Annotated in this window: 13 protein-coding genes; 5 read left to right on the top strand and 8 right to left on the bottom strand. The window is 48.0% G+C overall.

All coding sequences use genetic code 11. The annotated features are described in order from the left end of the window. Nucleotides 1-92: 92 nt before the first annotated feature. A complete protein-coding gene (locus tag ACO5GU_RS04750) occupies nucleotides 93-2249 on the bottom strand; it encodes a hypothetical protein (protein ID WP_484930319.1) in 2157 nt (718 codons plus the stop codon). Continuing rightward, the gene (locus ACO5GU_RS04745; RefSeq protein ID WP_484930318.1) at nucleotides 2242-4278 is read right to left on the bottom strand and encodes a YidC/Oxa1 family membrane protein insertase; all 2037 of its coding nucleotides are present in this window, start codon (nucleotides 4276-4278) and stop codon (nucleotides 2242-2244) included. The genes ACO5GU_RS04750 and ACO5GU_RS04745 overlap by 8 nt, the downstream gene beginning before the upstream one ends. Nucleotides 4279-4719: 441 nt before the next feature. Here ACO5GU_RS04745 and ACO5GU_RS04740 point away from each other — a divergent pair, with 441 nt between their 5' ends. Then, nucleotides 4720-5529 (top strand): helix-turn-helix domain-containing protein, encoded by an 810-nt coding sequence (locus ACO5GU_RS04740; RefSeq protein ID WP_484801228.1) that lies wholly within the window; start codon nucleotides 4720-4722, stop codon nucleotides 5527-5529. A gap of 503 nt (nucleotides 5530-6032) precedes the next feature. Here ACO5GU_RS04740 and ACO5GU_RS04735 read toward each other — a convergent pair. Then, nucleotides 6033-7028 (bottom strand): 2-keto-3-deoxygluconate permease, encoded by a 996-nt coding sequence (locus tag ACO5GU_RS04735; protein ID WP_313995937.1) that lies wholly within the window; start codon nucleotides 7026-7028, stop codon nucleotides 6033-6035. A gap of 9 nt (nucleotides 7029-7037) precedes the next feature. Next, nucleotides 7038-7793 (bottom strand): SDR family NAD(P)-dependent oxidoreductase, encoded by a 756-nt coding sequence (locus ACO5GU_RS04730; protein ID WP_313995940.1) that lies wholly within the window; start codon nucleotides 7791-7793, stop codon nucleotides 7038-7040. A gap of 405 nt (nucleotides 7794-8198) precedes the next feature. On the opposite strand from ACO5GU_RS04730, the gene ACO5GU_RS04725 reads away from it, so the two are divergent. The 4 genes from ACO5GU_RS04725 to ACO5GU_RS04710 are packed head-to-tail and all read left to right on the top strand — an operon-like array spanning nucleotide 8199 to nucleotide 11039. Continuing rightward, complete coding sequence (locus ACO5GU_RS04725) at nucleotides 8199-9296, top strand: metal ABC transporter substrate-binding protein (protein WP_484930317.1); 1098 nt, start codon at nucleotides 8199-8201, stop codon at nucleotides 9294-9296. Between the two features lie 7 nt (nucleotides 9297-9303). Then, nucleotides 9304-10056, top strand: a complete 753-nt coding sequence (locus tag ACO5GU_RS04720) for a metal ABC transporter ATP-binding protein (protein ID WP_484930316.1) — start codon at nucleotides 9304-9306, stop codon at nucleotides 10054-10056. Further along, nucleotides 10049-10885 carry a metal ABC transporter permease gene (locus tag ACO5GU_RS04715; protein WP_484807399.1) on the top strand — a complete coding sequence of 279 codons (837 nt, stop codon included), beginning with the start codon at nucleotides 10049-10051 and terminating at the stop codon, nucleotides 10883-10885. Before ACO5GU_RS04720 ends, ACO5GU_RS04715 begins: the two co-directional genes overlap by 8 nt. 13 nt (nucleotides 10886-10898) lie before the next feature. Next, a complete protein-coding gene (locus ACO5GU_RS04710) occupies nucleotides 10899-11039 on the top strand; it encodes a hypothetical protein (RefSeq protein ID WP_484825328.1) in 141 nt (46 codons plus the stop codon). A gap of 71 nt (nucleotides 11040-11110) precedes the next feature. On the opposite strand, the gene ACO5GU_RS04705 is transcribed toward ACO5GU_RS04710, so the two are convergent. From ACO5GU_RS04705 to ACO5GU_RS04690, 4 genes are all read right to left on the bottom strand, one after another. Beyond that, complete coding sequence (locus ACO5GU_RS04705) at nucleotides 11111-11524, bottom strand: hypothetical protein (RefSeq protein WP_484825327.1); 414 nt, start codon at nucleotides 11522-11524, stop codon at nucleotides 11111-11113. Further along, nucleotides 11493-12740, bottom strand: coding sequence for an MFS transporter (locus ACO5GU_RS04700; protein WP_484907392.1), 1248 nt, complete (start codon nucleotides 12738-12740; stop codon nucleotides 11493-11495). Before ACO5GU_RS04700 ends, ACO5GU_RS04705 begins: the two co-directional genes overlap by 32 nt. Before the next feature lie 4 nt (nucleotides 12741-12744). After that, the gene (locus tag ACO5GU_RS04695) at nucleotides 12745-12984 is read right to left on the bottom strand and encodes a hypothetical protein (RefSeq protein WP_484825325.1); all 240 of its coding nucleotides are present in this window, start codon (nucleotides 12982-12984) and stop codon (nucleotides 12745-12747) included. A 642-nt stretch (nucleotides 12985-13626) separates the two neighbouring features. Beyond that, the gene (locus ACO5GU_RS04690) at nucleotides 13627-14286 is read right to left on the bottom strand and encodes a Pr6Pr family membrane protein (protein WP_484930315.1); all 660 of its coding nucleotides are present in this window, start codon (nucleotides 14284-14286) and stop codon (nucleotides 13627-13629) included. Between the last annotated feature and the right edge of the window lie 161 nt (nucleotides 14287-14447).

Genomic DNA, 14447 nt, shown 5'->3' with positions numbered 1-14447 from the left:
CTTGTAAGTGGATTTCTCGACGGCGGGTACACCGGGTTTCTCGTCAAGCGCACCGGGTTTCTCGCCAGCAGGCAGATTACCGGACACCTAACTTAGTCGTGCCATGGTTCAACAGGCCATTCGTTGCCCGTAAGACTCCAGTCTTTCATGTCATTAGCATTGCCATTGATGACAAACTCCCTGACAAAGATGTCTCGCTTGCCATTTGAAATGGTCTCGATGTAGTAACGAGGACGAACGTCTCCCTCGTGGACCTCATCAAGCGGTGTAGTGTAATTGGACAGCGTCTGCTGGTCAACGCCCATGTCCTTCAGCGTCTGCGCCAAAATGTCGTAGTGCCAGACAGGCGCGTCAGAAATCTGCATAGGCTGAGCCGCCTCTTCAGCGGTCTGACCAGCTGGTTTATACATAATGACTGGAGCAGAAGGTGTCTGAATATCGCTGCCCGTCAAGTACCAGTCACCATGATCTGCGGTAATGATGAAAGACGTGTTTTCATACACACCAAGACGCTTAAGCTCAGCAATGTAGGCTTCAACAATTCTGTAAGCCGCGATGGTTTGCTCGTCAACGTTTTGCTTGCTTGGATCTTCAGTGCGCTCAACGTTGCGATCAAGCGTGTAAGGTGGATGAGAGCCAAACAGATGAATGAAACGGAATGAACCGTTCTGACCAGCGCTGTCGTCAATCGAGAGTCCGTAGTGTTGAAGCTCCTGGTAATACTTGAGGTCATCCTCGGTGTATGGCTGTGAAGAGAGATCAACTTCGTCCATGTTGACTGACTTGCGCATGCGCATATTAAGATCCTCGGTGTAATACCAGAAACGGGGCTTAAACACCCAAGGCATGTCCCTGCAGAACGCCGTCTTATAGAGAATGCGCAGCGCACCAAAAACATCCAGCTGATTATCAAGTCCCCTACCAACAGGTGGATGGTAGTTAACGGAATACTTCTGAGCTGTTCCTCTATAACGGTTGTAATTGAGCTGGTCGGTGTACAGACCAGCCTCAAATCCAGCATTCTGGATATCCCTGAGATACTGATCACTCTGTGCCCAGTTATAAACAAAATCGTTGAAATTCTCGCCAGGCTGAGGACGTGTTCCAAAAAGCAGCGATGGCACACCATATCGAGTAGGAATCATAGAACCTACAGAGTTTCTATACCACGTAAATCCTGTTAAACCGGCAAATGTCTCTGGACGTTCATCGTAGAGTCTCTGAACAAAGGCGGTGTCGGTAGTATCAAGGACAAACACCACGACGTTCTTCTTGGAGGAAACATTGTAGAGGCCCTCGCGCGTTGCGATAACCTGCTGGTTTTCGGCATGAGCATCTATTGACGCTGCGATTGCAGGACCCCAGAGACTTGCAACGCCCACTGTCTGGACAATGATAAGAGCGGTTGCGGTTACCAGAAGACCTGTTCTAAGCTGACGTGCTTTTAGGAGCGAGAAGGTCACTGCAGCTGCAATGATTGCCAGCCAGATGAGGCCAGAGACAATCATTTGGGTTGTGAAGTTGGACCAAATAACCTCGTGACCATCTGCAAGTGGCATACCACCGTTCAAGAATACTGCCTGAACGTATGACGCCACACCGACGGCGCCTACAAATGCAACGGCAACGTTAAACACACGCTTACGCAGGAGTGATAGAAGCACTGTAAGAATGATCGTAAGGATAAGACCTGCAATAATAACGGGACCTGCAACATCGTTGAGGTTGAAAGAAAGGTCTCGCGCATTGCTTGCCACCAGCTCAAGTGGGGCTACGACCAAGATAGTAAAGACAGTAAAGAAAGAGACAAGAAATGCGACACCAATACGACCCTTAGGTTTGAGGGTTCCCTCTTTTTGTTCCCTGAGACGAACAGCTTCTGCTGCAAGGATTTCTTTCATCTGAACGTTTGCAGCTTCTGCACCTTTGGCGTCAACCTTGTGAACTTTGCCTTCGACAATCTTATTGGCGTTCTCATCAATCTTAAGCAGACGGAAGAGCACCTTACGAGAGCGCCTAAACGCAACGCCAAGGACCGCAGAGAGTGCAACTACAACTGCTGCCAGCGCCTGGATGGTGTAGGTCATGACAGATGGGTCAACGTAAGCCTGCGCTGTTGCAGGCAGAAGAGCCCACCAAATAATTGTTAACGCTGCAACATATAGTGCAGCGTGCATAAAGAGTACACGCGTCTTGTGAACGGTGGCGCTGCAGGAGTTTCTCATGGTAGAAGTTGTTGTTTTAGTCACGAGAAACACCGTCCTCATCAGTTGTCTTTGTCGCGTCTTTAGTGGAGCTGACGGCGTCGCTTTTCTCGGCGTCGTCAGCAGCGTCCGCAGCAGCGTTCTTCTTGGTAGTAGCGTCATCTGCAACCTCAGCAGCGGCCTCTTCCTGGTGCGCCAAAACGCGCTCAAGAATGAACTTACCTGCGGCTTCTCCACCATGACCGAGGTTAAAGATCATGTTGTTGCGAATCTCTTCAATCTTGTGCGACCAGCTATCGGTCTCCTCAAGCATCTGCGCAACCGCGTCACCCAGACCCGAGAGGTCCTTAGGATCAAAGCTGCGGCCAATCTCGTTTCTAAGCGTAATGTCGCATGGATCCGAATGAATCTTGCTCCAGTCGGGGTTATTCTCCTTCATTGCCGTGTCAATGAAAACCGACGGCTTGAGCGTGGTAAACGAGAACTCCTCAGCAACACTTGACCAGTCAGTAAAGAGCAGGTCAGCCGAGAGAACCGAAGTGTTGGAGCTGAAGTCGGTCTCAAAGGAGAGCTCCTCTGGGTCCGCGTCAGTGTAGCGAGCAAGAATCTCCTCCATACGGGCAGGATAGCGCTTCAAATACTCTGGGTGTGGGCGGACCACAATTCGCCAGCCACGACCCATGAGCTGCTCAAACAGGCCGTCAAGACAGCTGTCCATCAAGTTGTCGTACTGCCACGAAGGACCAATCAGCAACAGGGGTTTCTCGCCAGGTTTGCGCTGACCCAGATTCTGTTTCTGGTAGTTCTTGATTGACCTGTCGAGAAGATCGTAGCCAATAGCAGGCTTTCTCTTGGATGGCGTGTCGTAGTACTTCTCGACCAGCTCAAGATCGTGCTGCTGATGAGGGCCAACGCAGAGGACATCGTCGTAGTAGGTGTACTCGTTGCGCGTTGAGGTGACCGTCATGGAGGTCATGTGGTGGCACATGTACATGTATTCAGCGTCTTTGCGCACGTAGGAGCGCTTCATGTAAGAGCTCTCCAGGTCGCCGAGGGACGTAACCACAACGTCGGCATCTAGCTTCATAAAGAGCGTGATAAGGCGACGCTGACCCAAGTAATACGGAATCAGGCGAGGATGCTGTTTTGCCAGTTCAAAGACCTGGTCGTTAGGGTCAGAGGTGACATAGTGGATACGAATGTCAGAGTTTGCCAGCAGCCACTCGATGGCGCCCTGGAAGTATTTGTAGAAGCCGCTTGACTCGGAGTAGAAAACCAGGTGCTTGCCGATGGTGTCAAAGAAGCGCTTGTAGTCCTCTTTTTCGCGAGCAGCATGAGGATCGCGCTGGAACCACTTGTGAGTGGACTTGGTTGCTGCGTCCATTGCCTCAAACTCGTCACGAGCAGCGTTGAGATCGTCGTAATTAACCTGCTTACGAGGGTCAATAATGATGTTGCATACCACCTGTACCAGGATGGACAGAAGGTTTGAGCAGACCCAGTAGAACGCCATGCCACAGACAACGTAGACTGCAAGTACCAGTGACATTGCGATAGAAAGGCCATTTGTGGTGTTCTTCTCGGCACGAGACTGCTCGCGCTGAAGTGGGTTCAGCTTGTTGGAAGCAAGGCCAAGAGCAACTGAGGACAAAGCTGCCGCCAGTGGCATAATCCAGGTGATACCACCGTCGATGATTGGGGTCATGCCCAAAAACTCTGTGCCAGGCGCGCCAGAATCAGTGATGCCATGGATAACATCAACTAGGCCGAACAGGATGACTACCTGGATTGCCAGAGGAATAAGACTCAATAGCGGGTGATAACCTGCCTTTTTGTTGAGCTCGTTGGAGCGCTCCTCGATGGTCTCCCTGTCGCCGAAGTAGCGAGTCTTTAAGCGGAAGGTCTCGGGCATAAGACGCACCATAACAATAGAATTTTGTTGCGTCCAAAGTGCCAGGGGCATCAGGATGATTTTAGTTGCAAGAGTAAAAAGAAAGATTGCAGCCCACCAACTGCCAGTCAAGTCGTATGCGGGCTGAACGATAAGTGAAAATACGTGCGCAAGCTGCTCCATATACAAACCTTCTACGAGAAAACTCAACAGAAGCCAACAAAACCTAAACCTAAAACCTGCAAAACCAATGGAATTCATAGCAAACTAAAAAACTACGACATCAAAATGAAGTTTGCAGTATCTAAAGTTAACCTGAAGAAACCATTTGTGCATAACTAATTCATGGTATCAAAAAACGCTATTTATCGGCAGTTTAAAGCGAACAATCAAAATGTAAAATCTTTAATTTGAATGGACAAAATTTATTCATAAATTGTTCTTTTTTAAACCATTCTATAAAAGTTACGTAGGCAATTGTCTTTCTCGTTAATCAAAATTTAACCCCTGAAATGGCATTTTATTTGATTTTGGGGTTGCAATCGCAGTTCTGCTGGCTAAAATACTCTCCATGTTATTTTTAATATTCGGCGCAATTGAGCGCTTGTGAAATGAGGAGATTCTATGCAGGCTAATCTGCAGGAGCTAAAAGAGACCTATTCGCGGCAGACGTATAGTGTGTTTTCAATCAACCGCCAACAGAAGATTGCTGACTCCCAAGTTACCTTTTCGCTTGCTCATTCTGTTTTCATCATTCCTGTTTTTGGAGCTGCCGAGATTACTATTGGTGGAAATGAATTTGTCTGCGAAGGAACCACGGTTGTACATGTTCCTGCAGGTCAGACCGTAACGTATCGAACCCTTTACGGACGCTCGTTTGACCATGTAAACATCTACTATGATGGCATTCAGGGCGATGTCACCAGCCCAATCTTCAATGCCTATGTATTTGATCCTCAAGGATTCGACCGCATTCTTGATAAGGTGCTTGACCTGGAAAAACTTAACACCACCCCATCGCTGGACAATCGTGTTGCTCAGATTGTCAATGGCACCGAGCTCATCAAGTCTATGTTCCTACTCACCAACAGCCAAAAGGTTCAGGAGAGCATGGCCGAGGCTCGCACGTATATTGAGCTCCACTTTGCAGATCCAATTACCATCCCTGGCCTGGCTAAACGTTGCGGAATGAGCACTCAGCGTTTCTCCAACAATTTTGTCCAAACATTTGGCGTTCGCCCAATGACATTCATCATTGCAAAGCGTCTTGATCATGCTCAACAGCTGCTTCAATCTGGCCTTTCTGTGCGCGAGACTTCCGAGGCAGTTGGCTATAGCGATCCGTTCTACTTCAGCAGACTATACAAGAAGCACATGGGCGTCACGCCTCAGGATGTTCATGACAGCTATGAAGGAAATGTCCTGATTAAGTAGCTGCTGCTTGATATTACTTACAGAAATTGCTTGCCCAATTACTTGTGGCAAAGCTGGTCGCAGGTTTTATTGCAAATCAAAGGGTCAGAACGTTTCGTTCTGACCCTTTTTGCATAATCAGATTGTTATATTCGTTTCCATGAATACGTAATTTTTGAGCTCAAAATTATGTGCCAAAAAAGGTAAAAAACGCGTTTAGTTGGAAATGAAAATTGAAAATTAGCTGTTTTATCTCCAACTAAGACGATTTTTTACCGCGTCAAAAACTTTTATCTGGGCAAACGTTGTATGCAGAAAAATGAAATCTCCAACTAAACGCATTTTTTACCACTTAGAGACTTATTTAAGCGGTTTCCGAAGAATCTAAGGCATCCACTGCCCCTCCATCAGCCGCCTATCACCATTCTTCGAGCAACTCTTGGACGGAGCCAGTGCTGCATTGCGTCACAAAAAATCCCAGCACCACTAGGTGCTGGGATTTTGTGCTTGAACTGTAGAACTTGTTAAGCAGCCTCAACAACTTTCTCTGAAGTGTTGTCTTTCTTAGCAAAGTGCTCAGCGACATAACCAGTAATCAGTGGTGTCAGGATTGCAGTAACGATAACTGCAGCTGCTACCTGTGCGTTTGCTGTTGCAAGAACAGCACCGCCATACAGGGCTGGGTTAGCCTCTGCCATAGCAGCAGGTGTAAGTGCATTTGCACCTGCGCAGGAAGAAATAGCAACACCAGCAATACCAGATCCGCCAGTTGCACGATCAACAAAGTAGTTGATAAAGCCACCGCAAACGGAGCAGATAACTCCAAGCAGAATACCTGCAGGACCAGCCATGATGAGGGAATCAAACTTCATAGTAGTTCCCATAGCAAAGAAGGTCATAACAATAATAGCTGGCAGCGCGCTGGTCAGCATCTTCTTCATGGATGGGAAGAAGTTGCCAAGCAGAATACCAATAATAATTGGCAGAACTGCACCAAGCAAAGACCAGTTGATTGGGGACTGACCAGTTGCACCAAGAGCAAGCATGGTAACTGGAGGGCCAACTACCAGCGTAGTAATTGCAACTGCACCCTGCTCATACTCGTTGCCATAATCAGCCATCAGGCCTGCATACATGGAGTTGTTTGCACCAGAGCAAGCAGCAAGGATAACCATAGAAGACAGGCCAAGCAGGTTGTCGTTCAAGAAGAACAGAACGGCCAGACCAAGAGCAACGCAGAAGATTACCTTAGAAATGATGATGATTGCACCGCGAAGTGCAGCCTTAGGTGCGCTCTTGAACGAAATTGTTGCACCAACACACAACATGAAAGCGCCAACCAGAGCAGCAGTACCCTTAACGGTCATTGCGGCAGTAAAGCTACCAAGCGTTGGAAAAACGTCTGGAAAAACTGTGTTCATAAAGACGCCGAGCAACAGTGGTACCAGAATGTTTGCACCTGGAATGCGGCCCAGAGCCTTAAATGGATGCTGGATGGAGATTGGTTCTTTTTCAGCCATGTACTCCACCTAGTCCATTACGATGCCGCCGTCGCAGTCGCCAATCTCACCGTTGACGAAGCTAGCAGCGTCGGAAGCAAAGAACAGAATCATCTGAGCTGGCTCAGATGGCTGAGCAGGGCGGCCCAAAGGAATGATGCTGATGACCTTGTTGTACTTCTCAGGATCGTTGGAAAGTGCAGTGGTCATACCAGTAATGGTGAAGGATGGGCAGACAGCGTTACAAGAAATGCCGTACTTACCGCCCTCTTTAGCGATAGCCTTGGTGAATCCGTTAACACCAGCCTTGGAAGCAGCGTAAGCAACGGTGCCAAGCAGGCCGCCGCCAATCTTACCAGCAACAGAAGAAACGTTGACGATGCGAGCGCCGCCACGGTCAATGAAGTGCTGCCAGAGAGCATGGGTCAGGTTGTAAGTACCAGTAAGGTTGGTGTTGATAGTCTTAGCCCACTCAACATCGTCGACCTCTGCAAAAGGAACAGTGCTTACGCGACCTGCGCAGTTGATAAGAACGTTAACGTCGCCGCACTCTTCAAGAATGCGAGCAACAGTCTTCTTAACTGCCTCGCCATCAGAAATGTCCATGAAGAAGAAATAGTTTCCCTCGCCAAGTTCCTGAACAAACTTCTGGCCAACCTCCTCCTTATCGAAAGAGCAAACAACTACGTGTCCGCCACCTGCGACGACACCCTTGGAAATCTCAGCGCCGATGCCTGAGTTACCGCCGGTGACCAGTACGAGCTTACCGGTAAAATCAAATGCCATGCTCTTCTCCTTTGAATCTACGAGCACAAACCATTAGGAAACAACTAAATCATACCTGCATTTACATAACAAATAACAGAAAAAATTATCTTCAGAAACACATTTTTTCATCGATATACTGCCTAGACGAAATAATTGTCATAAATGATACTCAATTTAAACAATTAGCTCTTAACAATCCTCTTTCAAAAGTCGCAAGTTTCACAGAGTGATTACGCAACGCACAGTAACCCCGCAACACACAGTAACTCCGATACGCTCGGCAACTTCGATACGCGTAATGCATCCAAAACACACCTTGTCATTACAGGTCATTTTATCATAAAGTTAGACATAGCTAACTTATAGGCATACAATAAGGCAAAAAACTATTAGTACCCTTCAATCTTTTGGAAAGAGGTCGCTATGAAGCATCTCTCTGCGCGCGCTCCACTGGGCTTGCGCGCATATTTTACCAGCGCCGCAAACTCAACCAGTTCCGTACGTTCTTCTGCACCAGCGTGCTCTACCAGTGCTACACGCACAGGCGTCGCACAGCGCAGCTCGACTATGACCCGCAGGTCAGTGCTCACCTTGCTCGGCGCAAGCTCCGCGGCAGCAATCGCTTCTCTCGCCGCATGTAGTCCACACGATTCTGCAGCCAGCTCAAGCTCCGCGCAAAACCAAAATTCCTCGGCTCCCCTCGTCTTGACCACCTTCACCGTGATCCAGGACATGGCTTCTCGCGTTGCGGGCGAGTTTTGCCAGGTAGAATCCATCACCAAGGCCGGTGCCGAAATCCACGACTACGAGCCTACGCCCGACGACCTCAAGCGCGCGCAAAAGGCCCAGCTCATCCTCAACAACGGACTGGGACTTGAGCGCTGGTTTGAGCGCTTCGTCGATGACTCGCCTGCTCAACGCGCCGACCTCAGCGAAGGCATCACCGCCATCCCCATAGCCGAGGGTGACTACCAGGGTCAGGCCAATCCGCATGCGTGGATGTCGCCCGCAAACGGAAAGATCTATGTCGAGAATATCGTCCGCGCGCTCAGCAACCTTGTCCCTGACCACGCCAAAGACTTCGAAGCCAACGGCGACGCATACAAAAAGGAGCTCGACAACATCTCCTCTCACCTGATTGAGGAGCTTAGCACCCTGCCGGAGAGCCAGCGCACGCTTGTGACCTGCGAGGGAGCGTTCTCGTACCTGTGCCGCGACACCAACATGAAGGAGCTCTACCTCTGGGCCGTTAACGCCGCTGATGAAGGCACTCCGCAGCAGATTGCCAAAGTCGTCGAAACTGTAAAAGCCCAGCAAATCCCCGCAGTATTCTGCGAATCCACGGTAAGCCCCAAGGCAATGCAGCAGGTAGCCGACGAGACAGGTGCTGTCCTCAAAACTGACGAGAAAAACATCTTGTACGTAGACTCCCTTTCGGAAGCTGACGGCCCCGTGCCCACCTATCTTGACCTGCTGCAACACGATGCAGACGCAATCGTATCTGGTCTCATGGGAAGGTAATTGTTCGATGAATCTTTGTGTTTCGCAACTTTGCGCCTGGTACGAGAAAAAAGACCGCGAGAAACCCATCATTTATGACGTGAATTTCTCGCTTTCAACAGGAGATCTTTGCGCACTTGTTGGCGTCAATGGCGCCGGAAAATCTACGCTCTTCAAAGCATTGATGGACACCATCGCATGGGAGGGGTCACTTACTTGGGGTCAGCAACCTCTTTCACAGGCGCGCAAGCAAGGAAAAGTCGCTTACGTCCCTCAAACGGAGGCAATTGACTCAACGTTTCCGCTGCTCGTAAAAGACGTTGTTATGCAGGGAAGATATGTTCATCAGGGTTGGATGCGCATACCTTCCGCTCAGGACAAAAAGCTGGTTGCCCAGGCACTTGAACGCGTTAACCTGGCCGACCTTGCAGATCGTCCACTTGCCCAACTCTCGGGCGGACAAAGAAAGCGTGTTTTTGTGGCACGCGGAATAGCGCAAGCCGCTGAGCTGGTATTTCTCGACGAACCGTTTGCGGGAGTAGACGCTCGCTCTGAGGCCATCATCACCGAACAGCTCAATAACCTCAGTAAAGAAGGCAAAACATTGCTCGTTTCAATTCACGACATCAATTTGGCCCAGCAAAAATTCCCGCTCTGCCTGGTCATCAATAAAACCATAACCGCACAGGGCTCTTCAAAAGAAATTCTTTCTGGAGACGCCCTCCTGCAGAACCTTGGTATTTCCGAAGATACCCACATTGAGGAGGTGCTCCATGCCTGAGGTAGACATTCTCCAATACGCATTCATGCAGCGAGCTCTCATCACCGGAATTGCAACCGCCATAGTCTGCGGGCTTTTGAGCTGCTGGATCACACACATGGGATGGTCGCTTATGGGCGACGCTATCTCGCATTCTATTCTCCCAGGCGTGGTCATTGCTCACCTGCTGGGACTTCCCTATCTGGTAGGAGCACTTGTGTTTGCTCTCATTACCGTGGTGTTGGTCGGACAAGTCAAAAAGAGCCAAATTGTGCGCCCCGATACTGCTATCGGCATTGTATTTACAACGTTTTTTGCGTTAGGAACAGTTCTCATATCCAAGGTTCCAAGTCAAATTAACTTGTCCCACATTCTGTTTGGAAACCTTTTGGGGGTCACTACTCCCGACATGCTGCAAGTTCTTTGTATTGGCCTGCCTATTGCAATCCTGCTCATCCTTAAAAACAAGGACCTGACCTTGCTTTCATTTGATCCCACGCAGGTTCAAGCAATCGGTCTTTCTACTAAAACACTCACTTCATTCTTGCTTGTTGCCCTAGCCCTCGCAATTGTCATATCGCTCCAGGCAGTTGGCGTCATTTTGTCAGTCTCGCTGCTTATTGTTCCGGGTGCCTGCGCAAGGCTTCTTACCAATCAGATGCGACATATGCTCTGGATTTCTCCGCTTATTGCCACGGTCAGCGTTTTGATTGGAATAACAGGCAGTTATTACTTAGACGCCTCTTCTGGAGGAATGATTGGGCTCACCCTCGGCGTGGTTTTTTGTATCATTTTTATACTAAAGAGTTTACCAAAGCTTACTTTTGGACATATACTAAACAAGAACTAAGAAAGGAGGACCAATGCATACACACAACACCTCAGAAGCCCAGCTCACGCACGCAACCCGCGCGCAAAAGCTCTTGCACAGGCAGGCCTCAGCGGCCCTCAGAACATCCATTGGTCTTATGGTCGGAGCTCTTCTTATTGCGATGGTTCATTAAGGCTTCAACTCAAATAATCACCCAAGTTTGGCGAGAAACCCCTTCTATTCAAAGGGCTTCTCGCTAAATTTTTATATAAGTGTTTGAACGAGAATACCTACGGATACTGACGCAAGGTTGGCCAAGATTGAAAGAGTCCATGGGGTGTTACTTACTCTTTTTACCTTGTATATAAGACCTTCGACAGCAATAACAACCAGCTCAACAGTTATGACGTACGCCCAGTACTGAACGTCGTTAGCAACCACATCAACAAGGGCGCTTGTGATAAAAACGGCAATTGGATTAGTAAGCACTTGAGCAGCAACAACTATCAACAGCGCTTGATTGTCTTTAACGCCCAGCGATTTTGCGACAATAAGCTCAACAGTAATAGTCAGAATCAGACAAAACGCAAATATTGGAATAATGGTTATCAAATACGGCAATAAAAATATTTGGTCGTCCATGCCATTAGCCTTCTGCTTGTTTGTCTTCAGCCACACACTCATCTTCAACCGCAAGCTCATTAACCTGATCAGATAGCTCTGCGATTAGAACATCTTCCTCTGCAGCCTCAACAACTTGTGCTGCCTGGAACATACGCTCATGACCAAATGGCCCTGTAGCCACGGAATCTTTGACTAACGTAAGACCTACACCCAACGCAAGTGCCGAGACCAAACTGATACCAGAGAGCATCGCAGGATGTTCAATACGGAATCCTGCGAGCGCAGGCAATGCACCTACAGCTAGTGAGAAACTGGCCAGTCCAAACGCGGTGCCGTTTGCGTTAGGCAAGATATTTGCCAGAGATGCCAACGTAATGGACATAGTAAAGTTGAAGAAAAATACACCCAGAAGGCCCATAACCGGTATCTCCCATGAGGGCACAAACAAGGTGGCTGCAGCAATGAGCGAGAAGATAGCTGTAGTCCTGAAGCCAATACGATCAGCAACCACTCCACCAAGCGCTTTACCTGCAAATACGCCAAGGATACTTAATACCAGTAAGAGCATCTCACTCTTCCAAGGAAATGCCATAACCATGCCAGCATAGCTTCTCAGCGCCACCACAAGGCTCAGCAGTGCAATCGCAAGCAATGTATTGAATGAAAGCTCCGAAATATCAAACGAAACGTTATGCACGTTCCAGTACTTCTTGTTAACCTTTTGTACTACAAGCGTAATAAGCGCGCATAAGAACAATAGCACAAGCAGGGAAAACGCAATCTGAAGTCTTCCCATTTGAGCACTTTGTGTGCCTAAAAAGACTCCAATTGCACCAGTTGCAATAAAGATTCCCGAAGGTCCTGCATGTTTTTGCGAGATATTAAGGACGCTCAGTCCGCCTGCACTATGGAAGAGCGCGTTTCCAATCGCAAGCAAAAGAATTGCAGGCCACTCGAGAAGGGCTATAGGGACCAGCGAAAGAATAACTCCAGCACCCACTAAAGCATACGAAAGTAAGGCGGCATAGGAGTTCTTATCCAGCTGATCCAGCGCAATGCCTATAGGGAGCTGCAGGGTAAAGGCAACTATGTCATACAGTAAAATACTGAGCGCAACAACTTCCATCGAACCCTGGCCAGACTCGCCCAACACTCGGCTTACCGCGCAGAGCATGGTAGATACGCATGCAAAGTCAACTACAAAGTGACAAAGTGCATACGCAAAGGTAGTGACTTCTTTTTTGGGAAGAATCTGCTGCGTTGTGGACAAGGTTTTACCTGCGACGCCTTATGATCATGATAAATCCGACTACAGCCACAAGAACAACGACTGCGATCAAACTTGCATGAGAAGTGGTTAGACCAACTCTTGGCGCATTACCAACTCTTGGCGCATCAATAACATCAGCTTTTGCGATAACGGGTAGCGCAATTGTCATGACAAAAGTGCTGGCAGCAAGCGCAATTTTTTGGGCTGAACCCAAACTAGAACGTAGATGACGATACAGTGACATAGTACCTCCTTCATCAACTTTTTAACATTTTACCAGTACACACGCCGCGTTCCAAATGTACTCCCGTAAACGGCATAAAAAAGCGCCCGACAAAGTGAACTGCCTCCCATTTCTTGTACATAAGAAATGGGAGGCAGTTCATATGCGGGTGATTATGATTCTGCAGCGTGTTAGCGTCGGCTTTTAGGCCTGGCCCACAAAATAGCGCAGCTTTGGTAGGTTCTGCCGAAGAATCGACATGTTCCTAATCAAGATAGCTAGGCAGCTAGGCGGTCGTACTACCTGATATGCATCTCTATGCATAAACTTTATCTAATATGCTTAAACATGAATAGACTTATATAAGAAATTTAACTATCGATAAATTTAGTATCTACGGAACACACCTAAGTCAGATATTCTGTTCAGATGCGGGCATTTTACACATCTAATGACGATAATCTGCATGATTGAGGTAATTTCAGCGTCATGTATACGCCTTTTTGACAGATTATCTGACTTAGGTGTGTTTTGAACTGCCTCCCATTTCTTACGTCCAAGAAATGGGAGGCAGTTCACGAATGTCAGGTGCCCTGCAATCAACCTGGTGTTTAGTCTTGCGGTCATCCCAACTTTTAACCTCGCTTTGACTATGCAGTCCGTTTAGTTCTCAGCCTTCTTGATCTTCTCGCCAAGTTTTTTATCAATGACGACGTAGAGGTAGCCCAGGGCAACAAAGACAACAATCAGGATCACAATGGTCAAAGCAACTGTTGGGACTCCTAGCTTATCAAAGTCCATAAATCCATAAGGCCAGCGAGACTTCTCTTTAATCTGCACGCCAAAGCCCAGGACCAAAACAATAATGTACGCAAAATACGTGAGCGGATACAAAGGCCAGATCAGAGGCTCTTTGAAGCCCATAGTTGGCTTCTCGTCAAAGAGCAGCCAGTCCAAAACGGCGCAGATAGGAATCACATCATGCAGAATAAAATTGTTGAACTTAAAGACGCCGTTTACAAAGACCTCACCATGGTCAAGCAGGAAGTAAGCTACCAGGCCAGTTACGGTAATGCCCAGCATCAGCGTGTGTTTGACCGTTGACATCCATGGCTTCTGAGCAGTCTCGGGATGCTTGTAAGCCTGAAACAGCGCGCCCCAGAAATAGGCAACAAGCAGCAGGTTAGAGATGTTGGTGAAGTAATACAAGAAAGAAACGCGGAAGTTCATTCGGAAGACGCCCGCAGAATCACACAGTACAAAGGTGCCAATCACAGCAATAAATAGCTTAAAAATAAATGACGCTTTCTTAGATTTAATCAACGCAGTGCCTCCTTCTGTAAAGCGAGAGGTCACTGTAAACCTAGCGCGCCTCGACAAAAATACGTAATTCTCAGAGTTAACAGTTATGTTTCAAATGAAAAAGATTCAAAAAAATGCGGTCTTCTCACTTTTGGCGAGAAGACCGTGAAATGGCGAGAAAA

The sequence above is a fragment of the Lancefieldella sp. genome (genome assembly GCF_057237245.1).
This window is presented reverse-complemented; position numbering and strand designations above follow the sequence as displayed.

Coding starts and splice junctions, on each gene's coding strand:
- ACO5GU_RS04745 (WP_484930318.1), bottom strand. CDS start 4,278: ATGGAGCAGCTTGCGCACGTATTTTCACTTATCGTTCAGCCCGCATAC.
- ACO5GU_RS04740 (WP_484801228.1), top strand. CDS start 4,720: ATGCAGGCTAATCTGCAGGAGCTAAAAGAGACCTATTCGCGGCAGACG.
- ACO5GU_RS04735 (WP_313995937.1), bottom strand. CDS start 7,028: ATGGCTGAAAAAGAACCAATCTCCATCCAGCATCCATTTAAGGCTCTG.
- ACO5GU_RS04730 (WP_313995940.1), bottom strand. CDS start 7,793: ATGGCATTTGATTTTACCGGTAAGCTCGTACTGGTCACCGGCGGTAAC.
- ACO5GU_RS04725 (WP_484930317.1), top strand. CDS start 8,199: ATGAAGCATCTCTCTGCGCGCGCTCCACTGGGCTTGCGCGCATATTTT.
- ACO5GU_RS04720 (WP_484930316.1), top strand. CDS start 9,304: ATGAATCTTTGTGTTTCGCAACTTTGCGCCTGGTACGAGAAAAAAGAC.
- ACO5GU_RS04715 (WP_484807399.1), top strand. CDS start 10,049: ATGCCTGAGGTAGACATTCTCCAATACGCATTCATGCAGCGAGCTCTC.
- ACO5GU_RS04710 (WP_484825328.1), top strand. CDS start 10,899: ATGCATACACACAACACCTCAGAAGCCCAGCTCACGCACGCAACCCGC.
- ACO5GU_RS04695 (WP_484825325.1), bottom strand. CDS start 12,984: ATGTCACTGTATCGTCATCTACGTTCTAGTTTGGGTTCAGCCCAAAAA.